This window comes from Paracoccus sp. P2, from assembly GCF_046335115.1.
In the GTDB taxonomy this organism is placed as follows: Bacteria; Pseudomonadota; Alphaproteobacteria; order Rhodobacterales; family Rhodobacteraceae; genus Paracoccus; species Paracoccus pantotrophus.
Genome location: NZ_JBGOSN010000061.1, coordinates 1 through 21,013 on the forward strand (window position 1 = coordinate 1; position 21,013 = coordinate 21,013).

At 61.8% G+C, this 21,013-nt stretch carries 25 protein-coding genes and 1 pseudogene; 11 read left to right on the forward strand and 15 right to left on the reverse strand.

What is annotated here, in order from left to right:
- The first annotated feature begins 492 nt into the window (after positions 1–492).
- The gene (locus ACDP63_RS21875) at positions 493–1,098 is read left to right on the forward strand and encodes a type VI secretion system-associated protein TagO (protein WP_409928637.1); all 606 of its coding nucleotides are present in this window, start codon (positions 493–495) and stop codon (positions 1,096–1,098) included.
- A 1-nt stretch (position 1,099) separates the two neighbouring features.
- Here the strand turns inward: ACDP63_RS21875 and ACDP63_RS21880 are convergent.
- Positions 1,100–1,887, reverse strand: a protein-coding gene (locus ACDP63_RS21880) for an IS5 family transposase (protein WP_409928638.1) whose coding sequence is annotated in 2 segments (ribosomal slippage) — positions 1,100–1,548 and positions 1,548–1,887 — 789 coding nt in all. Because the reading frame shifts where the segments join, the coding sequence is not laid out codon by codon here.
- Between the two features lie 468 nt (positions 1,888–2,355).
- On the opposite strand from ACDP63_RS21880, the gene ACDP63_RS21885 reads away from it, so the two are divergent.
- The 4 genes from ACDP63_RS21885 to ACDP63_RS21900 are packed head-to-tail and all read left to right on the forward strand — an operon-like array spanning position 2,356 to position 3,388.
- Entirely contained in the window at positions 2,356–2,601 is a 246-nt protein-coding gene (locus ACDP63_RS21885) for a type II toxin-antitoxin system VapB family antitoxin (RefSeq protein ID WP_409928639.1), read from the forward strand.
- The gene (locus ACDP63_RS21890) at positions 2,601–3,026 is read left to right on the forward strand and encodes a type II toxin-antitoxin system VapC family toxin (RefSeq protein ID WP_181180908.1); all 426 of its coding nucleotides are present in this window, start codon (positions 2,601–2,603) and stop codon (positions 3,024–3,026) included. The genes ACDP63_RS21885 and ACDP63_RS21890 overlap by 1 nt, the downstream gene beginning before the upstream one ends.
- Positions 3,027–3,035: 9 nt before the next feature.
- Positions 3,036–3,218, forward strand: coding sequence for a hypothetical protein (locus ACDP63_RS21895; protein ID WP_116171356.1), 183 nt, complete (start codon positions 3,036–3,038; stop codon positions 3,216–3,218).
- The gene (locus tag ACDP63_RS21900; RefSeq protein WP_409928640.1) at positions 3,215–3,388 is read left to right on the forward strand and encodes a hypothetical protein; all 174 of its coding nucleotides are present in this window, start codon (positions 3,215–3,217) and stop codon (positions 3,386–3,388) included. The genes ACDP63_RS21895 and ACDP63_RS21900 overlap by 4 nt, the downstream gene beginning before the upstream one ends.
- Before the next feature lies 1 nt (position 3,389).
- Here the strand turns inward: ACDP63_RS21900 and ACDP63_RS21905 are convergent, their stop codons facing one another.
- The 9 genes from ACDP63_RS21905 to ACDP63_RS21945 form a co-directional block, all read right to left on the reverse strand.
- Positions 3,390–3,584: a hypothetical protein gene (locus tag ACDP63_RS21905; RefSeq protein ID WP_116171357.1), complete on the reverse strand. Its 195-nt coding sequence runs from the start codon at positions 3,582–3,584 to the stop codon at positions 3,390–3,392.
- Positions 3,585–4,046: 462 nt separating this feature from the next.
- Positions 4,047–4,349, reverse strand: a complete 303-nt coding sequence (locus tag ACDP63_RS21910) for a type II toxin-antitoxin system RelE family toxin (RefSeq protein ID WP_116171358.1) — start codon at positions 4,347–4,349, stop codon at positions 4,047–4,049.
- Entirely contained in the window at positions 4,339–4,584 is a 246-nt protein-coding gene (locus ACDP63_RS21915) for a type II toxin-antitoxin system Phd/YefM family antitoxin (RefSeq protein ID WP_104491151.1), read from the reverse strand. Before ACDP63_RS21915 ends, ACDP63_RS21910 begins: the two co-directional genes overlap by 11 nt.
- A 21-nt stretch (positions 4,585–4,605) precedes the next feature.
- Positions 4,606–4,902 (reverse strand): hypothetical protein, encoded by a 297-nt coding sequence (locus tag ACDP63_RS21920; RefSeq protein ID WP_123130471.1) that lies wholly within the window; start codon positions 4,900–4,902, stop codon positions 4,606–4,608.
- A 223-nt stretch (positions 4,903–5,125) separates the two neighbouring features.
- The gene (locus tag ACDP63_RS21925) at positions 5,126–5,455 is read right to left on the reverse strand and encodes a hypothetical protein (protein ID WP_409928641.1); all 330 of its coding nucleotides are present in this window, start codon (positions 5,453–5,455) and stop codon (positions 5,126–5,128) included.
- A 2-nt stretch (positions 5,456–5,457) separates the two neighbouring features.
- The gene (locus tag ACDP63_RS21930) at positions 5,458–5,691 is read right to left on the reverse strand and encodes a hypothetical protein (protein ID WP_116171361.1); all 234 of its coding nucleotides are present in this window, start codon (positions 5,689–5,691) and stop codon (positions 5,458–5,460) included.
- Positions 5,684–6,130: a hypothetical protein gene (locus tag ACDP63_RS21935; RefSeq protein WP_116171362.1), complete on the reverse strand. Its 447-nt coding sequence runs from the start codon at positions 6,128–6,130 to the stop codon at positions 5,684–5,686. Before ACDP63_RS21935 ends, ACDP63_RS21930 begins: the two co-directional genes overlap by 8 nt.
- 47 nt (positions 6,131–6,177) lie before the next feature.
- Entirely contained in the window at positions 6,178–7,992 is a 1,815-nt protein-coding gene (locus ACDP63_RS21940; RefSeq protein WP_409928642.1) for a ParB/RepB/Spo0J family partition protein, read from the reverse strand.
- A gap of 256 nt (positions 7,993–8,248) precedes the next feature.
- The gene (locus tag ACDP63_RS21945) at positions 8,249–8,647 is read right to left on the reverse strand and encodes a DUF3768 domain-containing protein (protein ID WP_409928643.1); all 399 of its coding nucleotides are present in this window, start codon (positions 8,645–8,647) and stop codon (positions 8,249–8,251) included.
- 816 nt (positions 8,648–9,463) lie between these two features.
- Between ACDP63_RS21945 and ACDP63_RS21950 the strand changes: the two are divergent.
- The 6 genes and pseudogenes from ACDP63_RS21950 to cas6e all read left to right on the forward strand — a co-directional run bounded on the left by ACDP63_RS21950 (position 9,464) and on the right by cas6e (position 15,421).
- Positions 9,464–10,220 (forward strand): annotated as a pseudogene (locus ACDP63_RS21950) (IS5 family transposase).
- A gap of 610 nt (positions 10,221–10,830) precedes the next feature.
- A complete protein-coding gene (gene casA, locus ACDP63_RS21955; RefSeq protein ID WP_140848791.1) occupies positions 10,831–12,402 on the forward strand; it encodes a type I-E CRISPR-associated protein Cse1/CasA in 1,572 nt (523 codons plus the stop codon).
- The gene (gene casB, locus ACDP63_RS21960; protein ID WP_116171368.1) at positions 12,399–12,920 is read left to right on the forward strand and encodes a type I-E CRISPR-associated protein Cse2/CasB; all 522 of its coding nucleotides are present in this window, start codon (positions 12,399–12,401) and stop codon (positions 12,918–12,920) included. The genes casA and casB overlap by 4 nt, the downstream gene beginning before the upstream one ends.
- The gene (gene cas7e, locus ACDP63_RS21965; RefSeq protein ID WP_409928644.1) at positions 12,917–13,993 is read left to right on the forward strand and encodes a type I-E CRISPR-associated protein Cas7/Cse4/CasC; all 1,077 of its coding nucleotides are present in this window, start codon (positions 12,917–12,919) and stop codon (positions 13,991–13,993) included. Before casB ends, cas7e begins: the two co-directional genes overlap by 4 nt.
- Positions 13,986–14,690 carry a type I-E CRISPR-associated protein Cas5/CasD gene (cas5e, locus tag ACDP63_RS21970; protein WP_409928645.1) on the forward strand — a complete coding sequence of 235 codons (705 nt, stop codon included), beginning with the start codon at positions 13,986–13,988 and terminating at the stop codon, positions 14,688–14,690. The genes cas7e and cas5e overlap by 8 nt, the downstream gene beginning before the upstream one ends.
- The gene (gene cas6e / locus ACDP63_RS21975; protein WP_409928646.1) at positions 14,687–15,421 is read left to right on the forward strand and encodes a type I-E CRISPR-associated protein Cas6/Cse3/CasE; all 735 of its coding nucleotides are present in this window, start codon (positions 14,687–14,689) and stop codon (positions 15,419–15,421) included. The genes cas5e and cas6e overlap by 4 nt, the downstream gene beginning before the upstream one ends.
- 122 nt (positions 15,422–15,543) lie before the next feature.
- Here the strand turns inward: cas6e and ACDP63_RS21980 are convergent, their stop codons facing one another.
- Genes ACDP63_RS21980 through ACDP63_RS22000 form a run of 5 tightly spaced genes read right to left on the reverse strand, consistent with a single transcriptional unit; the run spans position 15,544 to position 20,888 of the window.
- A complete protein-coding gene (locus ACDP63_RS21980; RefSeq protein ID WP_275600402.1) occupies positions 15,544–16,143 on the reverse strand; it encodes a sulfotransferase family 2 domain-containing protein in 600 nt (199 codons plus the stop codon).
- A gap of 41 nt (positions 16,144–16,184) precedes the next feature.
- Positions 16,185–17,360 carry a polysaccharide pyruvyl transferase family protein gene (locus ACDP63_RS21985; RefSeq protein WP_409928647.1) on the reverse strand — a complete coding sequence of 392 codons (1,176 nt, stop codon included), beginning with the start codon at positions 17,358–17,360 and terminating at the stop codon, positions 16,185–16,187.
- 38 nt (positions 17,361–17,398) lie between these two features.
- A complete protein-coding gene (locus ACDP63_RS21990) occupies positions 17,399–18,397 on the reverse strand; it encodes a polysaccharide biosynthesis protein (RefSeq protein ID WP_147307355.1) in 999 nt (332 codons plus the stop codon).
- 45 nt (positions 18,398–18,442) lie between these two features.
- Positions 18,443–19,252: a TniB family NTP-binding protein gene (locus tag ACDP63_RS21995; RefSeq protein ID WP_409928648.1), complete on the reverse strand. Its 810-nt coding sequence runs from the start codon at positions 19,250–19,252 to the stop codon at positions 18,443–18,445.
- A 1-nt stretch (position 19,253) separates the two neighbouring features.
- Positions 19,254–20,888, reverse strand: a complete 1,635-nt coding sequence (locus ACDP63_RS22000) for a Mu transposase C-terminal domain-containing protein (RefSeq protein ID WP_409928649.1) — start codon at positions 20,886–20,888, stop codon at positions 19,254–19,256.
- Positions 20,889–21,013: the final 125 nt, after the last annotated feature.

Here is a 21,013-nt window from a genome sequence, read left to right on the forward strand (position 1 = left end):
GTCGTTCGACATCAGGTCTCGTGCCACGCTGGTCTCCATTGCAGATACCAGCTTGAATCACGATCACCGCGCCCGGTGAACCCCTTTTGTCAACACGCCCTAGGAACCGGAAGACCCTTGACAAGGACCTGGAAATTCTTGGCTGGAAGATGGGATGGGACCAGCGTCTGAACGTTCCGGCATGCAGGTTCGTCTGACCTGAAGGCCGATGGGGACAAAGAGCGGACTGCGCTGTCGCTCGGGCATAAGGCTGTCAAGTCGCAATCGGCGTATGGCTCAAGTCAGCAAGGTCAGTCCAGGCGGTCACCGATCATCTCTGTCGAAGCGGCGAGGCCGCTGACCTGGACGTCGGGGGATGGACCGCGGCCGAGAGCATGACACTGATCATCGTGGCAGCGACTTCCGGCGCTGCCACGATGTAAGTTCCCGGCTGGACAGCGGAATGAACTGCCGCTTTGATGCGGTATCATTCAACTTCAGTCATGTGACGAAATGCTCCGCTTCATCCTGCTCACTGCTATGCTGCCAACTATCGCTTTCGCGGCCGAGGATCCGAAGACATGCCATTCGCGATCCACTCCGACAGAGCGCCTGAGCTGCTACGATGGGCTGACGGGTTTCGAGTCAGCTGCAGCGCCGGTCGAACCTGATCTTGGCGGCGAGCAATGGCACGTGATTATCGAAGGCAGCGATCTGGAAGATCGAAAAGATGTCTATCTCATCGTCATGAGTTCGAACAAGCAAGGAACCGGATACGGTAGCTCAGATAACGGCAGTCTGCTTTTGCGTTGCATGAAGAACAAGACCAATGTCTTGATTAATTTCGCGAGCTACACCAGCGATGCTCAAGCGGTGAAATACCGGCTGGATGATGGTCCTGTAAAGACGATCCGTATGGAAACGCTTAAAGGCGGCGAGGGGCTTGGTGTGTGGTCCGGAGGTCAGTCCATCCCCTTCATAAAAGGACTGCTCGATAAAAAAAAGCTTGTCGTCGCATACGAATCTTACAGCAATGCTGATGTCGAATTTTCTTTCGACGTATCAGGTCTCCGGGGAAAGCTTGGTCCGCTTGCTGAAAGTTGTGGATGGAGCTTTTAGTTCATGTTGACAAATGGCGGATCCAGAGACGGATCGACGTGATGTCAATGAAGCCGAGGAAGCTTTCCGCCGTCTTGTCGTAGCGGGTCGCGACACGCCTGGCGTTCTTGAGCTTGTTGAAGCAGCGTTCGACCAGATTACGCAGGCGATACTGCGAGCGATCGACACCAATCCGCTTCTTGCGGGACTTTCGCATCGGGATCACGGGCAGGACGTTGCGCGCTTCCATGCCGTCTCTGATCTTGTCTGCATCGTAGCCGCGATCCGCGAGCAGCACGCTCGGGCGGGGCAGATTATCCGCCATCACCAGATCGAAGCCGAGATAGTCCGACGTCTGGCCTGGCGTGATCTCTGTCCTCATGGGAAGCCCGTGTGCATTGACGAGGAGGTGGATCTTGGTCGTAAAGCCACCTCGAGAACGGCCGAAACCCTGTCGTGGAGTCCCCCTTTAGCGCCCGCTGCCTGATGGTGGGCGCGGATTACGGTGCTGTCGATCATCTGCAGGGCGCTTGGCACAGCTCCGCTCTGGTTCAGTGCCTCCATGATGTCCTCCCAGAGCCCGGCCAACGTCCAGCGCCGGAATTGCCGATAGACGCTCGACCACTTGCCGAACTCCCCGGGAAGATCGCGCCAAGGCGCCCCGGTTCGGGCAATCCAGAAAATCCCATCAAGAACGAGGCGGTGGTTGGTGGGTTTACGCCCGTTCGGGGCGCGGACGGCGAGGATGAAGCGCTCAAATAACGTCCATTCCTCGTCCGACATAAGGTCTCGTGCCAAGCTGGTCTCCATCGCAGATGCCAGCTTGAATCATGCTCAAAGCCTGATGTGAATCACTTTTGTCAACACGACCTAAGCCCTGTCAGGCGACCGATGGGCTCTCCTTGATTTCAGGAAGTGCTTTTTCAGACTCCCAATTGCGATTGAGACCATGGCACAGCCGAACAGGTAGACCCAACCGAGCAGGAAATAGCAGAATGATCTCATTACTCCTGTTCGAAACCAATGAGCAACGGGATCAAGACTGGAGAAGGCAAGCCAGTGAGCGTAAAGGAACTCCGCTTGCATAGGCAAATACATCCACATGAGCAGAACGGTTGCCAGCAGCAGCGTGAGATTCGCAAAAGTGCTATAGATTGAAATAGTTGACTTCATTACCATGTGCATTCCAATTGACAATGATGTTCCTAATCGGCGGAAGCGGCTTGCGCTAGTGTATCCCTTGCTATACATACGGTGTATACTATAGGGGATACACTGATGGCAATACACATCAAAGGGGATGAGATCGACGCTCTGCTCGTTAGATATTGCGCCATGACGGGGCAGACGAACAAGAGCGAAGCGGTCCGGCAGGCCCTGATGGCACAGATCAATGCCCTGTCGGCGCGCGAGAGCCTTTCCACCCGCGTGGGGAAGGTGCAGGCTAAGGCCGCGGCGGCTGGTTTCGTCAGCACGGGTGAAGACCTGAAGCCGTTCTTTGACGAGCAATGGGGCGAGGACTGATGTTCCTGGACGCAAGCGCGGTGGTCGCGGTGCTGCTGAACGAACCGGAAGCGCCTGGGCTGCTGAAGGCGATGGAGGCCGCGCGTGGCACGCTGCGGTTCTCGCCTGTCGTGCGGATGGAAGCGACGCTCGCCCTGGTCAGGGCCAAGGTGCAGGCCCGCGGCAAGGGCCCGGCGGCAGCCGAGGACTTTGCCGCGGCGGCCGAGCTGGTGGACGGGTTTTTCGAGGCGGCCGAAGCGCAAGAGATGCACATCACCACGGGGATGGGGAAGGAAGCGATCCGGGCGCTGTCGGTTTACGGCAAGGTCGTCGGACACGCGGCGCAGCTTAATTTCGGGGACGCGCTCTCCTACGCCTGCGCGAAAGCTTACCATGTGCCCTTGCTCTACAAGGGCGGCGATTTTTCTGAAACGGATTTGGCTTGAGGTTCCACCATGGAAAATAAGGATGATACGGCAGAGGACCAAGTTGAGGTCACGTTCGGCGTGAAGGTCACGTTCGCCCGAGCCAAGCTTCCTGAGGTATCTGATATGAGCGAGCAGGACCGCGACGAGGTGCGGGCGCTTCTCATTGCCAGCGCAGGTATAAGGATGCTGCCGTCAGGAGAGGAATCATGAAGTTCTACGTTGCGACGTTCTGGACGGGCCATGCCTGGGCCGATCTGCACGATGATCCGCGGCCGTTCCGCGCCGCCTCGTCCGCGGCCGCTTCCGCATTGCTGGCGGGGAAGATAATGACCAGGCTACGCCCGGCTGAAGTAAAAGCGGCCCCCGAAGGGGCCGCATAGGTCAGAGACCGAAGAGCTTGATGATGAAGGCTGTCAGGCCGGCGATAGCACCGACGAGTCCGGTTGCAACGGCCAGCGGATACCAGCGGGCCTCGGCATTGATCTTCGAGGTTTCCGCGATCAGCTTGGCGATCTCGGCCCGCATCTTGTCGTCGGCAAGGGACTGTTCGGCGGTGGTCATGTCAACGTCGCTCATTGGATGCTCCTTGTGAAATGTAAGCGATGAGACCGAAGATTGCGAGGCTCTAGCCGCCCCGCACGGTCGCAGGCATGCGGACACGCTGAGTCAGGGACGGCTCGGCACGGGCCGCTTGCAAGGCCGCGCTCGCGCGGCCGCCGTCCTTGACCAGGGTGGTAGAATGACAAGATCCGTGTGGTGGTGGATAGGTCCGGCCCCGGCCTGCGCCTGGCGCTGGCCGGGTTAACAGCCGGACGCGACCGATGGCGCGACGGTTCTGCCGCGCAGCGGGCCCGGCGCGGCCTTAGCGCCGCGCCGTCCCCGGCGTTCTGGCTTGCCAGGGCGACGGCGCCGGCGAACACTAGGAACAGGGCAAAGAAAAAAGCCGCCCCGAGGGGGCGGCCACGCTGCGCCTGGTCTGATGGTCCTGCGCGGATCCTCCCGAAACTATCTGCCGCTTCTCAAGGTCCTGAATGGACGTCAGCTTTTGGGTCGATCATCGCGCCGTGCGCTTGCTGCTTTATACACCTCGCTTCGTTCTCGACGACCAACTGCGACCACAGTGACGGTAATTTCTGCATTCTCCACGCGATAGACGAGTCGGTAGCCGGCGCTGCGGAGCTTGATCTTGTAATGATCTTCCAGACCATGCAGCGCATCAGCAGGAACACGGGGCTGCTCCAGACGTTCGGCCAGCTTCTTCCGAAACTGCTCCCGAAGCGTGGCACCGAGCTTTTTCCACTCCTTCAGTGCGGATGGCAGGAACTTAAGCTCAAAGGTCATCGAGGCCCACGCTGATCGGCGTTTCATCCGCCCGGGCCTTAATAACATCGACAAGCGCCAGGTCGTCCAGCCGCTCCATCATCGCCTCGTAAACATCGGCCGGGACCATATAAGCCATGACGCGATTGTGGTTCAGCACGGCGACGGCCTCGCCTTGCGCCTGATCCATGATGGCGGTCGGGCTTTTCTTCAGATCAGAGACACTGACCGCAATCTGGGCTTCAACACGTTGCATGTTCGATCTCCACAAGGTCATTCATTGAGCGATGAGCAGGCTGACCGAGGCAGCGATCATGGACAGCAAGACCACCCCTGTTTGCCATATCGGCAATTCGGCGAGCACATCGTCCGGCAGCCAGCTATCCGGAGCGAAGCGCACCAGCATTTCCAGCGCGATCTGGGCGAGGACGCCCACGATCAGCGTCGCATTCGCCGCGCACCCCAGGATCGAGTCAAACCTCCAGCCGTCAGTATACGTCAGGCGAAGGATGGCGAATGCTCCAAGAGCAAACAGCGCGAGCTTTGCTAGCGCACCCTTTTCAGAATCCGTCATATCACCCTCTATTCATGCTAAAATATGATACCATATTTAGAACCAAATGCAACACGGCAATGCCCTGCTTCTGGCCGCGCAGCGGGCCCGGCGCGGCCTTAGCGCCGCGTCGGCGCCGGCGTTCTGGCCTGCCAGGGCGACGGCGCCGGCGAACACCAGAAACAGGGCAAAAAAAAGAGCCGCCCCCGAGGGAGCGGCCAGTCATCCTCACCACAAGGATATTTCAGGGGGTGTTTCGGCGCTCGATGCGATCGAGCCGGGCAAGCTGATTATGCACGTCCATCAAGGCGCGGGTCGTCCAGTCCTCGGCGCGAAAACCCCTCCCCGGCCTGCCGAAACGGTTGGGGTGTCCATCAAGGATGAGCTGGCGCAGGGACAGCAGGACGGCCTTGTCCAGCTCGACCGCGACCAGCTGGCCGGGAAACCGCAGCACATGTCGATTGCAGGCGCCGTAGTGCTGCCGACTGCATCGCAACGTGCGTTCGAGCTTCCACGCATGTTCAATCCAATCGGGCAGGGTCCATTCGAGGCGTCTCCAGGGCTGCATGGGCATGTTCAATCTCTGGCTCGCCCTCGGGGATCGACCTGCCAGCCGGTCGCCATGCGGATGATCGATGCATCCGGGCCGTGCTGGTCGATGAAAACCCGGTCGGCCTCGATGCCGCGCGCGCGGTGCAGATCGGCTGCGCGATGGCCGCTCGGCCGGCGGCACCAGGAGCCTGCGGCCGCGCCACAGGCCGGGCAGGCAACAGCGAGGACCGGGTGTCGGAAGGCGGTGAAGTCAGCCATGGTCAATGTCCTTGTGCTGGTCTGCGATCTGCCGGTGCCCGTGCTTGTTGCGCGGCACCTGGTCGAAGGGGATTGTGTCCAGCGTGAAGCGCCCGACCGAATAGCCGTGCAGGAAATCCAGCAGATATGTGGGGTCGGCGGGGTAGGGCGCGCGGTTCCATGCGGCCAGCAGGACCGCGCGCTCATTGTCGGTCAGGGCGGCAAGCCTGCGCCGGGCCTCGCGCCAGCGGGCCGCGCGCCAGGACCGGGTTCGGGCCTGCGATTCCGCCCATTGCTCGGCGCGGGCCTGCATGACCTCATCCTCGCCGGGCTGCGCTGCCGCGATCTGTTCGGCGAAAAGGGGCAGGGCCTCGCGTTCGAGGCGCTGCTTGCGGCGCAGCGCAGCGCGCTTGCGGCTGGTATCGGTGAATGGGTGGCGGGGATACCTGATAAAGCGCATGTCTGTCTCCCTCGATGGGCGGGGCGCAATCGCGCCCCGCGCCTCGGTCACTCCATACCTTCAGGCAGCCAAGCGTCGATCCGCGCGGCCTGCGCCTCGGTGACGCCATGGGCCTTGCGGGTGGCATCGTCACTGAACAGGGCTTCCAGCTTCGCGGCCTTCTCGGCCTTTTTCAGCTTGGCGAAGGTAGTTGCGGTCGGATGATCTTCCGGCAGGTCCAGCAGGTCGCGCCAAAGTTCGTTCAGGTAAGGCCCGCCGACGCGGCCGAAGAAATTGGCGGCGGTCGGGGTCCAGACTTCGCGGATTTGCGGGGCTGTGGCCTTGTCGATCAGGGCGGAAAGCTGCTCGTCGCCGCCTCGAAACAGGGCGGCTAGGCAACGGATCAACTCGCCGCGCGTGTGATCCTGCCCCTTCTGACGGAAGGCCCGGAAGGACTTGGCCAGGTCCTTGCCATACATCTCGCGCGGTTCCTTTCCCGCCAGCCGCTCGTCGAGGTCATAGCCTTCCGCCTCCGTGGTGGGCCAGTTCGGCACGGCCTCGGCGGCAAGGCCGAACGGCATGCGCCATTGCAGGCTGTGGCTCAACTGATAGGCCAGCAGGTCCAGCAGCAGGTCGGGATCGCGCAGGATGGCGTGTTGCCGCGCACCCATGGCAACTCGGCCCAGGTCATCGCGCAGCGCGTTGCTGATGGGCGATTTCGGGGTGTTGCTCTCGGCATGGGCGTCAGGGCGCAGGAAACCGGCCTCGATGGCGGCGGCGCGGTCCTCGCGCGTCACCAGTCCCTCGAGGGTTTTCAGTGTGCCGCTCTGGTCCACATAGAACAGGACGCCCGAGACGGCCTTTTGCTCGTCGGTGAAACCGCCGTCCAGAATGGCTTGCAGCGCGGCCAGTTCGGCTTCGCCCTCGTCATCGAGCACGTCGCCATGCGCCAGTTCGGCCAGTTCATCATAACGCTCGGCCTCGGCTTCGGAGAGATCGCCTTCCTGCGCATAGATGCGATCCAGCTTGCGTTGCTCGATCTCGTAATAGCCGACATAGCTGTCCCGGATCGGCTCGGCCCACTTCCAGCCTTCGGCCAAGACGGTGCCGGCGTGGGCGTCCAGCTCCGCGGTGAACAGTTCGTGCAGCAGGGCCTCATCCTCGAAATAGGACTGGTCGGCAAAGAGGTCGGTGGTGACGCGGCCGCCCTCGGCCTCGTAGGCTTCCTGCCCGACGAACACGGCGCGGCGGTCGGTGTTGCGCACGGCGTCGGACTTGAGCATCTGCTTGATCTGGTGATCGCTGTAGCCCTGACCGCGCACCCGTTCCAGCACGGCGAGGCTTTGGGCCTCGTCCTCGCTGACGGTGAAGGCGGCGGCATTGGCAAGGGTGATTTCACCGGCTTTGAGAGCGTCCAGCACGGGCGCGGGCAGCCCGGCCAGCTTGAGGCGGCGATAGACATGGGCCTCGGTGACGCCGAAGGCGAGGGCGACGGCGGGCACAGCGACGCCCCGCGCGGCCATGAAGGCATATTCGCGGATTTCATCGGCTGGATGGGGCTGTTCGCGCTGGTGGTTCTCGCTGGATGCCCAAGTTTCGGCGGTGGCCTGATCCGGCGCGATCCTGACGGGCACGGTTGCGAAGCGCGGATCGTCTTGCAGAAGCGCGAGGGCACGATAGCGGCGGCCGCCGAAAACGATGCCGACCTTGCCGGATTCGTCGCGCAGCCCGCCGAGGTTCTGAATCAGGCCAAGCGCGCGGATATTCGCGGCCAGCGCCTCGATGCCTGCCGGGTCAAAGATGGTGCGGGGGTTCAGTTCGGAAACATAGAGGTCGGCAAAGGGCACCTGCTCGACCGTGCTGGCGATCGGTTCATGTTTCATGGGGTCGATCCTTGTCGTGTGGTGAGAATTTTGTTATTGGTGCCCCGCCCCTGATGGGGGCGAGGCGAGGGGCTTAGGCCCCGTGCTGGTCCAGGAAGGCGCGGCCGATCTTGGCGGAGAGACCGCCCTTCCTGATAAGCGCCAGGGCTTCCCGGCGGCGCTGCTCGATGATCGCTTGAGTCATGTGTTCACCCCCTTTCAGGTTGCGGTTGCGGGAAGCATCGGCCCGCCCGGAGCAAAGCGGGCCGATCTCGGGTCAGTGTTCGGACGGCAGATAGAGCGTCAGAACACGGCGAACCTGTTGGGGGTCGGTGGCATCCGGCAGGGAGACGCCGAAGCTGTAATCGGTGTCGTAAATGTCCACCTTCCAGAAGGCGCGATGGCCGTTCATCTCCACGACGCCGAAGCTGTGATCGCCATAGGGATCGTTCTCGGCATCGAAAGCCTTGAAGTGAACCGCTTGGCTGGTGAGGGCGATCTGGATGATCTCGGGCAGGTCACGAAAGCCCGGTGTCGTGACCGCCTTGCCCAGCAGCGGCTGACCGTTCCATTGCGCATCAATGCCGAGGGTGCGGCGGAAACAATCGTTCTGCGCGGCGATGATTGCCACGGTTTCATCCCGTTCTTCGGGGGCAACACTTGCGAGTAGAGCCATGATCTGGCCTCCTTTTGCGATGGCGGCGGGGTCTTGGTGCCCCTGTCCGCGATGGGCGTGGCCTCTCCGATTTGGTCTGGAAAAAGCCCCGTGCTTTTTCCGGAGCGAAGCGGGGAGGGCGCAGCCCTGCCCGCGGCCGACTGGCGGACTGTCAAGGGTCGGGAGGCCGGGGTGGTGCGGCCCGCAGGCGCGCAGCGCCGAGGACACGGCCCGGCTGGACGACGACGCGCGGCACGCGCGGCGCTTGCCCATTGACCGGCCGGCAGGCGGGTGCTGGGCGGACAAAAGGAAAAGGAAAAGGAAAAGGCGTCGGCCGNCAGCGCCGAGGACACGGCCCGGCTGGACGACGACGCGCGGCACGCGCGGCGCTTGCCCATTGACCGGCCGGCAGGCGGGTGCTGGGCGGACAAAAGGAAAAGGAAAAGGAAAAGGCGTCGGCCGGGGGTGAGCGCGGGCCTGGCCCGCGTCGATCCCCCCGGGCGGCTCCTGGATCAACCGGATGCCGGCGCCAGCCGGGATCTCCGACGAACCTTCTGCCCAGCTTCCCGCAGGCGGGTCGCTCGATACCTGGGGTCTCGCTCGCCGCCTGCTCGCGTCAGCGGGCGTCACCCGAAGGGCCGAGACAGGCGGGGCAGGGCGACCAGGACCGGCAGGGGCATGGCTGGCTCGGGACGAGACGGGTAGGCACCGGCCGCAGCCGGGAGCATCGCCCTGTCTGGCTCGGGCGAAGGCCGGCATCGCCGGCCGAAGCTAGGCTCCAGACCCATTGATTTCAGGCGTTTGGCATGATTCAGGCTCCGCAAGGAGACCTGATCGATGAGCAATCTTTACTGGCTGAGCGATGCCCAGATGGAACGCCTGAAGCCGTTCTTTCCCAAGAGTCATGGCAAGCCCCGCGTCGATGATCGCCGCGTTCTCAGCGGCATAATCTTCATCAACCGCAATGGGTTGCGATGGTGTGATGCGCCGAAGGAATACGGGCCCGCCAAGACCCTCACAACCGTTGGAAGCGCTGGAGTGACAACGGGGTCTTCGCCCGGATCATGGTAGGCCTGGCCGCTGAGAGCGCCGATCACAAGACGATCATGATCGATGCGACCTATCTCAAGGCACACCGCACGGCGTCGAGCCTGTGCGTGAAAAAGGGGGGCGCGCACGCCAGATCGGGCGGACAAAAGGCGGCATGAACACCAAACTGCACGCCGTTGCCGATGCCACGGGGCGGCCGATCGGGTTCTTCATGTCGGCCGGCCAGGTCAGCGACTACACAGGCGCCGCGGCTCTTCTGGGCAGTCTGCCGAAGGCGGGTTGGCTGCTGGCTGACAGGGGCTACGACGCTGATTGGTTCAGAGAAGCGTTGAAAGACAGGGGGATAAAGGTCTGCATCCCCGGTCGAAAGTCCCGCAGGAAGGCCGTCAAATACGACAAGCGGCGCTACAAACGGCGCAACCGCATCGAGATCATGTTCGGCCGTCTGAAGGATTGGCGGCGCGTCGCCACCCGATACGACCGCTGCCCGGAAACCTTCTTCTCCGCGATCATGCTCGCCGCAACCGTCTTGTTCTGGCTGTGAAATTCAATGAGTCTGGACCCTAGCGCGCCTTGCTCGTTACCCGTATCGCCACGGCCCGCTCCCGGATCAGATCGCGCATCGTCCCCTGGGCTGCATCCGCATACCCGGACCGCCGTCAACTCCCCCGCCCGGTGCAGCTTGGCCAGCATCAGGACATCGCGGCGGTCCATCTTCACACGGCCCAGTCTTTACTGGAATCACCGCTTGCCAGCGCGATCCATGCTGATCTTTGTTGTCGAGGACAAGCCGCACAGCGTGTTCGCGCACCTCAGATGCTCCACCTTACTCTGGAGCTGGCGCCTCCAGCAAACCCGGCGCGATTCGAACAATCTGCCGTCACGCGGCCAACGTGTCGCCTCAGAAAAGGCTTGACCGGAACGGCCAAGTTACCGAAGTAACGACCCTAGCCTGATCCCGCGGGTTAAGGTGGTTGACACAATATGGCTCTATATGGATTCCGTTCAGGATAAATGGGGTAAGTGATCAGAGCACTTGGTGGATGGCAGCAGTTGTTCCCCGTGGCATGGGGATGAGCCTACTATGCCGAAGTCAGCGAAAAGAACCATCGACTGTTCCTCGCATATGCGGGGATTACTAATAGAAATTGGCAGTGAAGCGGCACAAGGAAAGGCTATTTTCTGATAATGATATGATTGTCTTAAAAAAAATCACCCATAGCGGGAGTTCACAAAGCTGTGGCAATGATTTCAATCTCATTACCGATCCCTGGATTCCGGTTCGTCGCTCCGATGGCGGTCCCCGCATCATCCGCCCCGACCAGATCGCCGAGCCGGGCGTCATCTTTCCCGACTGGCCGCGCGCCGATCTGAACATAGCCTGCCTGGAACTGCTGGTCGGCTTCGTGTTCCTCGCCGATCCGCCCGCCAATGCGCAGGACTGGCGGGTCCGCAAGCCGGATCCGCCGCGCCTGCGTGAACGGCTCGCTCCGCTTGCGTCGGCCTTTAACCTGATGGGGGACGGTCCGCTCTTTCTGCAGGACTTCGATCCGCTGGAAGGCGCGCCGAACCCGCCCGACATGCTGTTCATCGACTCGGCGGGCGGCAATACCGCGCGCAACAATGCCGACCTGATGGTCCGGCGGAACCGCTATCCCGTGCTGGACCCGGCCCTGGCGGCGATGGCGCTTTATACGCTTCAGGCCCATGCGCCTTCGGGTGGGGCGGGGAACCGGACTTCGATGCGCGGCGGTGGGCCCATGGTGACGCTGGTCGATCCGGGCAAGGGAAGCCTTTGGGATCTGGTCTGGGCCAATGTGCCGGATGGTTTGCCCGCCGGCTCGGCGGTGTTGCCCTGGATGTGCCCGACCCGCACCTCCGAGGCGAAGGGGTCCGAGGTCTATCCCGACGCCGCCCACCCGGCCGAGGCGTTCTTCGGCATGCCGCGTCGCCTGCGGCTGGTCGGGGAGGAGACGATCTGCGGCGTGATCCAGAAGCCCTACGGCGCCAATTATGCCGGGTGGCAGCATCCCTTGACCCCCTATTACCGGCAGAAGGCAGGTGCCGAGCTTCTGCCTCTGCACCCTCGTGCCGGCGCCTTCGGCTATCGCAACTGGCTGGGCGTGGTGACGGAGATGCCGGGGGATGAGGGAGACCTGCGTCGTCGTGCGCAATGCCTGGACAGCTATGAGCGGCGGGTGCTGCCTCAAGACAGGGCGGGAGCCGGCGTCATCGTGGCCGGTTGGGCGATGGATAACATGAAACCGAGGGACTTCACCTGGTCGCGCCAACCACTTCTGCCCCTGGAAAACCAGGCTGGGCTGACCTTGATCGGCATGATCCAGTCGGCGGAAGCTTTCGGCCTCGCCCTGCGTGGTGCGCTGAAGGTTGTCGCCGGCGAGGGCAGCGCGCTCGAGGTGCTGCGCGAGGAATTCTTTACGGCAACGCAAGCCGGTTTCGAGACAGGCCTCGGCGAATTGCTGGCGGGCACCCCGCCCGTGGAAGTCGCCTTGCGCTGGATCCGTGCGATGGAGCGGGTGGCACTGGAGATCTTCGGCCGGCAGGCGCTGCCGGGGCTGGACCAGCTGCGGGCCGAGGCGATAAAGCAGGTGATCGACGCGCGCGAGGGGCTGCGTACGACCTTCGCCGGCTGGCGCAATCCCGGCAAGGACGCCTATCTGAAGCTGGGCCTCGAACCTCGACCCCGCAGGAAGGCGGCCGCATGAGCGATGCGACAAAAAATCCCGGCCAGATCGCCTTTGGCTGGTGGAGGCGGCACCTCCGCCCCGACGACGACACCGGCCAGGCGCGGGCCTTGCGGGCAAGGCTGCGGCGGGCGGATCACATCACCGACGTTCTGGCCGAGGGTCTGGTAATCGAGTTGCACGACCGCCTGGCCGAGACGCCTTCGTGGTGCGCCGAGCCGCTGACTTTGGCCGCGCTGGCGCAGGTGCTGGCCCGTGTCGAGCGACACGAGGGGCGCCGCATCGCCCAGGCCTTTGGCGAGGGCGATCCCAAGGCGCTCTCGGCCCTGCGTTTCCAGCGGTTGATCCGTTCCGACGACCGGCAGGAACTGGCGACGGGCCTGCGCCGCGCGCTGCCGCTGATCGGCGAGGCCTGCAATGTCGCGGCGCTGGCCGAGGACATCCTGTTCTGGGGCGAAAAGCCCCGCATCCGTTGGTGTTTCGATTATTACGGCGCTGCGCCTCCGCGCGAAGGTGCCACCGAGGAGGAGACCGAATGACCACCTTTCTGCAATTCCACCTGCTGACCGCCTATCCTCCGTCGAACCCGAACAGCGACGACCAGGGCCGCCCGAAAGAGGCGCATTATGGCGGTGCGCCCCGACTGCGCCTCTCCAGCCAGTCGATCAAGCGTGCGGTGCGCATGTCCGACGGGTTCCAGCAGGCGCTGGCCGGGTCTTTGGGCGAACGGACCAAGCGGCTGGGCGAGGTGATCCGCAAGGCGCTGGAAAAGGATGGCGTCGATGCCGCCAAGGCGCGCGAGATCGCCGAGGCCGTGGCCAAGGTCTTTGGCAAGATCGGGCCGGTGGACAAGAAGAACCCGGATCTGGTCCAGGGCACGACCCTGGCCTTCATCTCGCCCGAGGAACGCGCCCATGCGCTGGACCTTGCGCGCAAGGCGGCGCAGGGCGAGGGGCTGCCTTCCGACAAGGACCTGGCGAAAACCGTGCTACGCAGCGCGGGTGGGGCGGTGGACATCGCCATGTTCGGGCGCATGCTGGCCGACAACCCGGATTTCAACCGCGAGGCCGCCGTGCAGGTCGGCCATGCCATCACCACCCACCGCGCGCAATCCGAGGACGATTTCTTCACCGCCGTCGATGACCTGAAAACCCGGGACGAGGATGCCGGCGGCGCGCACCTGGGCGAGCATGCCTTCGGCTCGGGCGTCTATTACCTCTATGCCTGCGTGAACACCGATCTGCTGGTGGAAAACCTTGGCGGCGACCGCGAATTGGCGGCGAAGGGGCTGGATGCGTTGGCCCGCGCGCTGGCGACCGCCACGCCCAAGGGCAAGCAGAACAGCCACGCGCATCATCCCTTCGCGGCCTATGTCCTGGCCGAGATCGGCAGCCACACCCCGCGCGACCTGACCGGCGCCTTCCTGAAACCCGTGCAGGGCGAGGATCTGCTGACCACCTCCGTCAAGAAGCTGGAAGCGATGCGCGGCCAGATCGACGCCGCCTATGACAGCGCGCCCACGCGCGAGGCGCTGATGAATGTCGCGGCGGGGCAGGGCCGGCTGAATGACATCGCCAGTTTCGCGGCCTCGGCGGTGGCGGCGGATGGCTGAGCGTCTGGTCTTCACCCTCTGCGCCGCACTGGGCAGCATGGGGGAACTGGCCGGGCATGAGCGGCGCGGCTCGCTGACATGGCCCGGCCGTTCTGCGGTGATCGGGCTGGTCGCTGCGGCCATGGGCATCCGGCGCGGCGACGATGAAGGCTTCGCCCGGCTCGACGCGCTGCGCATGGCGGTGGGGGTGATCGATGACGGCGTGCCGCTGCGCGACTACCACACCGTCGAGACCATCCCGACCGCCGCCGCCCGCAACCCCGACAGCCGCCCCGCTGCCATCGCCCGCGCGGGGCGTAACACGAACACGACCATCACCCTGCGCGATTACCGGGTCGGCGTCGCCTATGCCGTGGCGCTGTGGTCCGGTCCGGGCTGGACGGGTGCGCTGGAGGATCTGGCGCAGGCCCTGCGCCAGCCGGTCTTCACGCTCTATTTGGGCCGCAAGTCCTGCCCGCTGGCCGCGCCCCCCGCCCCGCGTATCGTCAAGGCTGAAGATCCCTTGCAGGCGCTGGCCTTGGCTGCCCGTCCGCCCTTCGGCCATCGGGGCGCGCTGCGGCTGGTCGCCTCGGACGAGCCCATGAGCCCTGCCGATGTGCGGGACAGCCGCAACGACCTGCCCGTCGAGCGCGCGAAATGGCACTTCGCGCAACGTCCCGTGTTCATCCACCGGCCCGCGGCCGAGGGGGCGACATGAGCCTTTGTCTCTCTCGCGTCACGCTGGCGCGCAATCCGGCGACCACCGCGCTGAAGGCGCTGATCAACCCGATCGAGGGATCTGCGCTCGACCGGCTGCACGACCCCGAGCGGGGTCGGATCATGGACGCCCATCACCGGCTGATCTGGGCGCTGTTCGCCGACGATCCCGACCGGCGCCGCGATTTCCTGTGGCGGGCCGAGGGGAATGGGCGCTTCCTGATCCTCTCGCCTCGCCCCCCCGCCGCCGATGGCGCGGGGCTGTTCCTGCCGCCCGAGGTCAAGCCTTTTGCGCCCGACCTCCGGGCGGGCGACCGGCTGGGCTTCGTCCTGCGCGCGAACGCCACGCGGACGCGCAAGACCGTGCCCGATGTCCGTGCGCAGCGGGTGGATGTGGTGATGGACGCACTTCATGCGCTGCCTTCGGGGAGTGAAAGCGATGCCCGGCGCGAGGCGCGGATGGCCGCCGCCGAAACCGCTGGCCGCGACTGGCTGGCACGGCAGGGCGAAGTGGTCGGTTTCCAGGTGACGGATTTCGCTGCAGCCGACTATTCGGTCGTTCCGCTGCCAGCACATGTCGGCCCCCGCAAGGGCCAGCCGCAATTCGGCGTCATCGAGATGACCGGGCGGCTGGAGGTCACCGATCCCGACGCCTTTCTCGCGCAGATTGCCGTGGGCTTCGGCCGCGCCAAAGCCTTCGGCTGCGGGCTGATGCTGATCCGGCGGGCGTAAGGCATGGCGATCCCCGGCCTGCCGCCGCCAAGGCCGATCCCGCTCAAGGACCGCGCCTCCCTGGTCTTCGGCCAATCATGGAGAAACAAGAAACGGCTTTCAAGATCACAAATTCCACTGTTTCAGGGCCGGTAGCCGAAGGTTTCGAAATCGCGGGCGTAATGGTCGCGCACGCGGATGCGGTCGGCGGGACTCCATTCGATCTCCAGCGGGTCCGAGCGCAATTCGTGGGGATTCTGCTGGGGCGGGGTCACGCCCAGCCGCTCGGCCACGGCCGCCAGGGGGCCGGAGAGGCCGTCCTCGAGCTTGAAGACCTCGACATCCTTGCCGAGGAATTCCCATTGCGGGCGCAGGTGGTTGTCGAGGTGGAACTTGGCGCGGCGCTGCTGGTCCAGGTTTTCCTCGATCCAGGGCGAAAAGGCGGGCAGGCCCTTCCAGAAACTGTCCTTGGCCAGCTGTGCCCGCATCCGGTATTCGCTTTCGATCCGGTGATAGGGGTTGCGCACGATGGTAAAGGCGTAGTCGAAGAAGCCCTCGCCCAGCAGCGCCTCGATATCCTGCGCGCGATAATGCTGCGGCGTGCAGCGGCTGGCATGGGGAATGCCCATGGAAAACAGCCGCAGGGGCGCGATGCCCTTCATCCAGCTCTCGACCGAGGTGCCCCCCGCCTTCGGGATATGGATGAAGAGGATACGCTTGCCGTTATGCTGGATGAAGGGCATGGTTTGTCCGGTGGGTATACGATTCAGGCCATGAGTATGGCTTAATTCCTCAAGGGCGCAGCAAGCTTATGCGGCACGCCATGTTCGGTCAGATAGGCGTAGAAGCGCGCATAGGCTTCCTGATATTTTTTCGCGAACCCGTCCGTTCGGTAGTATTTGTCAAAGATATCTCCGACGGTTTTCTCTTCTGAAAGAGCTTTCAGAGGAGCTTGCGGCAGGCCAAGATAGTCGCAGAACTCTTGGGTCCGACTGTCATGGACGATCCACAGGCTGGGCACGCCCGACTGCATCGCCGCCATATTTCCATGGAAACGCGTTCCGATGCAGGCATCGAATTCGCCGCTGCTGAGCTTCGCGAACCAGGGCGGCATCGAGTAGTATTGGACGAACTTCTCTCTCACCCAGCGGTGATACTCTGAAAAATCAAGCCGACCGGATTTGAAAAGATTGTAAAGCTGCGGGCTTATCAAAGAGCGAACGTTTTCCGGAAGATTGTCAATGGCTGCGCCCTCGTCCAACTGCGCCAACTCATACTCAAAATGCTCCGTCTGGCCAATGAAAGCCGCACCCTCGGACATCGCCTCTTTAATAAGAGGCAATTCTCGGGCATGATACGTAACGTTGACAACCAAACGGTCAGCATTCGGCGTTTCAGTCAATTCCGGAATTTTGAAATCTGGACGACGACTGATGAAGCAAGACTGGCAGCCAATCACCTCGACGTTATGGATGCCAAGATGCTTGCAAAGATCTGCGGTAAACTCGCCTCTAACCGCAATTTTTGAGGAATGATGTGAAATTACTGCAAGAAGGCGCCTAGTGTCCGGGGAGATATCCATGTCCGAAAGTGACTGCCCAAGTCGAGCTTGCGCTCCCAAGCCAAAAACCACGACTGGCAAATTAAGCTTCTCTATGATATCGGCTCTCTTCCTGTGGCCTGAATCAAGGGCATCATTGCCTCTGTTCCTAACTAAATTGGCCGCAACGAACGCAATATGTGTCAGATTAGCCCGGTAGTCCTCCACCGTCTCTTCAGTAAGGTTGTTTAAAAAAATATCACGATGCTGCCCAACGACATACCGGGCAGCAAAACCATGCAGAAAGTTTCCCGTATTTTCACGTGAACCTTCTCGTTTTTGCGAAGAATTTCCTAGAAATCCGACGCTGCCACCTTCTTTTTGGAGGGCGAAATTGACTGTTGATTGGACTTTGAGCACTCTTATCTCCACCGTAGGGGATTAAAATAACCAGCTGTTTATGTACTGGTCTTTTCTGCTTCTAGGTGATTGATGCGCCGCTCCAGCCGACGAATACGCTGCGCTTGATCTAATGTAACTTCCAGCAGCGCATCCAACAACCTATTACGCAATACACTGATTTCCGGTATCGTAGGTGGGGTGTTGGTGAAAGTGCGAAGATCATAGCCAAAAGTGGCCGCGAACTGGTCAAAAAGTGCTGCCTGCTCCCGAACAATTAGGTCAGTTTCTGAATAATCAAAACTGGCTTTCATCACATCTTCTAGTTTCGGAACGGTTGCAAGACTTGGGAGTACTGCCTGATTGAAGGCAGCAGGCAGCACATGTTGAGCAAATCTGTTATTAAATAGAGCGCGCAAAACTATTTCAGCATCTTCGCCCCGTTCCAACACTCGCTTGTCTGGAACATCGATCTCGAAGCCGATTGCTTCTGAAAAATCGCTCACAATGTCGGCAGCTGCATCATAGGATCGCACTTCCAAGATGTCTCCCAACTGCCGGTGCCAATGCAGCAGACCGGAATACCAATGTACCAACTTGCGCGCCTTGACCGCGTAAGGTTGCACCGGGCCAGGTTCCACCTTGTCCCGCACGCCCCACTGAACGTAAGCTGAAGGCAGCCATGCTGCAGGATCACGGGCATAGCCAATAGCCCGTACCGAGATTCCCCTCTCCCGCAGCCGATCAATCATCGGTTTCAATTGCCACGCTTTACCGGAAAGCGCCTCATTGGATATAATGAAAGATTGTATCCCACCGGCTAGGCGTACTTGTAGAACATCTATTAATACATCCGCGAAACGCGTCATCTCTTCGGCTGGTAGAGAAAAAAACTGATCTTGATTGAGTACCCCCCGGAAGCGTGGGTCTAGCATATCGAACCACATGCCCAAATACTCTGCCCCTTGGGCCGCAAGCCGTTCGGCACTGGCTGCCAAGGCAGCTTGAATCGCGCTGGACCCGGTTTTCCCCATTCCAATATGCAGGATCAGGTTCATAACATCTCACTTTCATTGGTCTGACTACGCCCTCGAGTAATCATTTTAGTATCCGCAGCATAGGCCAGCTCGATAAGGACGCTCGATGTCTCGGATAGGTTCGAGTTCGCCCAGCAGCACGTGGATATCCTCGCATGATGATACTGCGAGCAGTGATGAGTAGGGGCAATGTCCATGGAAAACAACCGCCAGCGGCAGAGCCGCGATCAGGGTCTGGATCATGTCCGAGAACTCCGCGTCATCACGCCAATTCGGCAAGTGATGCTCGTCCAATCGCCGCGCTAGCTGAACGTCGCCGCGAATGGCATCGACCGCTTCGCTGACCCCAAAGCAGGCCAGCGACGCCTCCAATTCGTTGCTGAGATAACGCAGGACGTTCAGAAAGCGGCGCTGTTCGCGGTGCGTGCCAGCCAACAAATTGTGGACCTCGTCGATCATGATCATCCGCAATCCAAGGTCGCGAAGAAGGCTCACAACGCGAACCTCCAGTGAAGCAACGCTTTGGGCGCGCAAACTCAAGGCCGCTGCAGGCGCACCTACCGCGGCGAGGATATGTAGATAGAACCGCCGCTCGTCAGGGGCCGGCGGCGCCTGAAGCAGAAGAAGCGGGGTGCGAGTAATGCCCAATTCCGAATTATATTCCGGCGCATACCTGCGCGATAGGTTACGGGCGATCATGGTCTTGCCGATGCCAGAGGCACCATGCACGAGAAGGCCAGGCATGCGGGTTTGTCGTGGCGCCTCGATCAGGCTCTGCAACCTAGCCAACACTTGCTCCGCCCGCGGAAAGCCGATCCAGATGTCCGATTGAATAAGGGCAATACGGCCGTCTTCCCCAGTTCCGTTTGTCCTCAATTCACCATCTCTCCACTTTAAACAGCGGGCGCGATGTATCACCCGTGTCGACCGGACGCAGCCCTTCGAAGGTTGAATCAGCCGGGCTTGAACCTTTCAAAGTCCCTTTTCTTTCACGGGATCGTCGTTCGGCCTTGGTGAGTTGGCGGCTTTCCCCCTCGATCTGGCGTTGCTGCCGGATTAACTCGGCAAGGACCAACTCATTGGACCCCGTTCGGCCCAACGCCCGTGCTGTTTTCATCGCCTCACGATATTCCCACAAAGACACGGGCGGAATCTCCAAGTTGCGGTACCGCGCCTCAATACACCGTCCACCATCCAATTCGACCCAGATCACTGAGAGATTGCGGGGATCGTAGCGGACGACCACCTTTCCGTCCTTGCGACCAACATGCCCTGCAAGCGCATCGGACCAATATCTAAGATCAAACAGATGTATGCCATCACGCCGAACCTGTCGCAGTTCACTCGGTAGGAAGCTCACCCGAAACGCCTCCATATCGAACGGAATGTCCCCGGCCATTTCACCAGAGAGAGCCTCCCATTTGGCGACGGGCGTGCAGCCAAGGCTCGAATGGATGCTGTTGTTGTAGCGGCATATCTCGAGGGCAAACCAGCTGTCGAACTCGCTCAGGGTCATCGTGGCCATGGCCTCGGCGTCATAGCTGCCCTTGGCCGCGACAGAAGACTGCGTTGTACCAGGCAACAGGTGCACGGCCCCCATCATGGTGCCGATCAACCGCTCGATATGGCCGCCAAAATGCGGGCTTCCCGGCGGTCGGTACCGAAGGTCGATCCCCCATTCCGCGCAGGCCCCCTTGAAAACCCGAGATTGGAAATCACTGCCGTTGTCGACATGAATGCTACGTGGTTTACCCTGTGCGGGCCACTCAGCCTTGCTTTCCAGATCGGCCAAAAGCTCCGCCTTCGGTGCTACCGCGCGGGTCAGGCATAGTGCAATCGACAGTCGAGAGGGGGCTTCAAAGCTGACATAATAGCCCGTGACCAAGCGCGTGGCGATGTCGATCGCCAGTGTCACCCATGGTCGGCCGATGGGCTTGCGCTCGAAACTGTCTACAAGGATGATGTCCGCGGGCGTATGATCGATCTGAACAATATCCAACGGCAATTCAGCTCGATTGCTTCCAGTTACAGGCGCAAACCTATGTCGCGCCGCCTTGGCACCCTCTCGTGCCTTCATCACCTCGCGGGCATCCATTGCATCAAGTCGACGCTGAACCGTCCGCCGTGTTGGCATCTGCAATCCCAGTGCCCCGCAGGCATTGCGGATTTCTTTCACCACACGCCCCAAGCTAGGACGCTCTCGCCGCAAATAGTACCGGGTCAAGTGTTCTTCGATGACGACTTCGACCTCGCGGGAAACCAAAACTGTTCCCGCGCGGCGGCCACGCTTCCGGGGAGCCAAGGAGCTGGTTCGCCCGCCTTCCTCTGCAAGCCGTCTAATCCACCGCCAAACCGTCGCCCTGCTGACACCGAGCTCCCAGACCGCATCGCGTACTCCGCTTTCCAAGCTGCCGGTGCCTGCGAGATAGTCCCGAACAAGTGGACGCAGCACCGCCGCCCTGCGCGCGGCTTCCGCTCCATTTGCACCAAATTCGTCTCCGTCACTCTCCATAGCCCTTAGCCACGCGCCCCCTTAGGGCGTGTTGACAAAAGGGGTTCACCGGGCGCGGTGATCGTGATTCAAGCTGGTATCTGCAATGGAGACCAGCGTGGCACGAGACCTGATGTCGAACGACG

Excerpts from the sequence above, each read along its gene's own strand:
- cas5e (WP_409928645.1), top strand. The coding sequence starts at position 13,986 with ATGGCTGAGCGTCTGGTCTTCACCCTCTGCGCCGCACTGGGCAGCATG.
- ACDP63_RS21945 (WP_409928643.1), bottom strand. The coding sequence starts at position 8,647 with ATGGCTCTACTCGCAAGTGTTGCCCCCGAAGAACGGGATGAAACCGTG.
- ACDP63_RS21890 (WP_181180908.1), top strand. The coding sequence starts at position 2,601 with ATGTTCCTGGACGCAAGCGCGGTGGTCGCGGTGCTGCTGAACGAACCG.
- ACDP63_RS21895 (WP_116171356.1), top strand. The coding sequence starts at position 3,036 with ATGGAAAATAAGGATGATACGGCAGAGGACCAAGTTGAGGTCACGTTC.
- ACDP63_RS21980 (WP_275600402.1), bottom strand. The coding sequence starts at position 16,143 with ATGCCCTTCATCCAGCATAACGGCAAGCGTATCCTCTTCATCCATATC.
- ACDP63_RS21905 (WP_116171357.1), bottom strand. The coding sequence starts at position 3,584 with ATGAGCGACGTTGACATGACCACCGCCGAACAGTCCCTTGCCGACGAC.
- ACDP63_RS22000 (WP_409928649.1), bottom strand. The coding sequence starts at position 20,888 with ATGGAGAGTGACGGAGACGAATTTGGTGCAAATGGAGCGGAAGCCGCG.
- ACDP63_RS21910 (WP_116171358.1), bottom strand. The coding sequence starts at position 4,349 with ATGACCTTTGAGCTTAAGTTCCTGCCATCCGCACTGAAGGAGTGGAAA.
- ACDP63_RS21935 (WP_116171362.1), bottom strand. The coding sequence starts at position 6,130 with ATGCGCTTTATCAGGTATCCCCGCCACCCATTCACCGATACCAGCCGC.
- casB (WP_116171368.1), top strand. The coding sequence starts at position 12,399 with ATGAGCGATGCGACAAAAAATCCCGGCCAGATCGCCTTTGGCTGGTGG.
- ACDP63_RS21925 (WP_409928641.1), bottom strand. The coding sequence starts at position 5,455 with ATGCCCATGCAGCCCTGGAGACGCCTCGAATGGACCCTGCCCGATTGG.
- ACDP63_RS21915 (WP_104491151.1), bottom strand. The coding sequence starts at position 4,584 with ATGCAACGTGTTGAAGCCCAGATTGCGGTCAGTGTCTCTGATCTGAAG.
- ACDP63_RS21875 (WP_409928637.1), top strand. The coding sequence starts at position 493 with ATGCTCCGCTTCATCCTGCTCACTGCTATGCTGCCAACTATCGCTTTC.
- cas7e (WP_409928644.1), top strand. The coding sequence starts at position 12,917 with ATGACCACCTTTCTGCAATTCCACCTGCTGACCGCCTATCCTCCGTCG.
- cas6e (WP_409928646.1), top strand. The coding sequence starts at position 14,687 with ATGAGCCTTTGTCTCTCTCGCGTCACGCTGGCGCGCAATCCGGCGACC.
- ACDP63_RS21930 (WP_116171361.1), bottom strand. The coding sequence starts at position 5,691 with ATGGCTGACTTCACCGCCTTCCGACACCCGGTCCTCGCTGTTGCCTGC.
- ACDP63_RS21920 (WP_123130471.1), bottom strand. The coding sequence starts at position 4,902 with ATGACGGATTCTGAAAAGGGTGCGCTAGCAAAGCTCGCGCTGTTTGCT.
- ACDP63_RS21900 (WP_409928640.1), top strand. The coding sequence starts at position 3,215 with ATGAAGTTCTACGTTGCGACGTTCTGGACGGGCCATGCCTGGGCCGAT.
- ACDP63_RS21940 (WP_409928642.1), bottom strand. The coding sequence starts at position 7,992 with ATGAAACATGAACCGATCGCCAGCACGGTCGAGCAGGTGCCCTTTGCC.
- ACDP63_RS21885 (WP_409928639.1), top strand. The coding sequence starts at position 2,356 with ATGGCAATACACATCAAAGGGGATGAGATCGACGCTCTGCTCGTTAGA.
- ACDP63_RS21990 (WP_147307355.1), bottom strand. The coding sequence starts at position 18,397 with ATGAACCTGATCCTGCATATTGGAATGGGGAAAACCGGGTCCAGCGCG.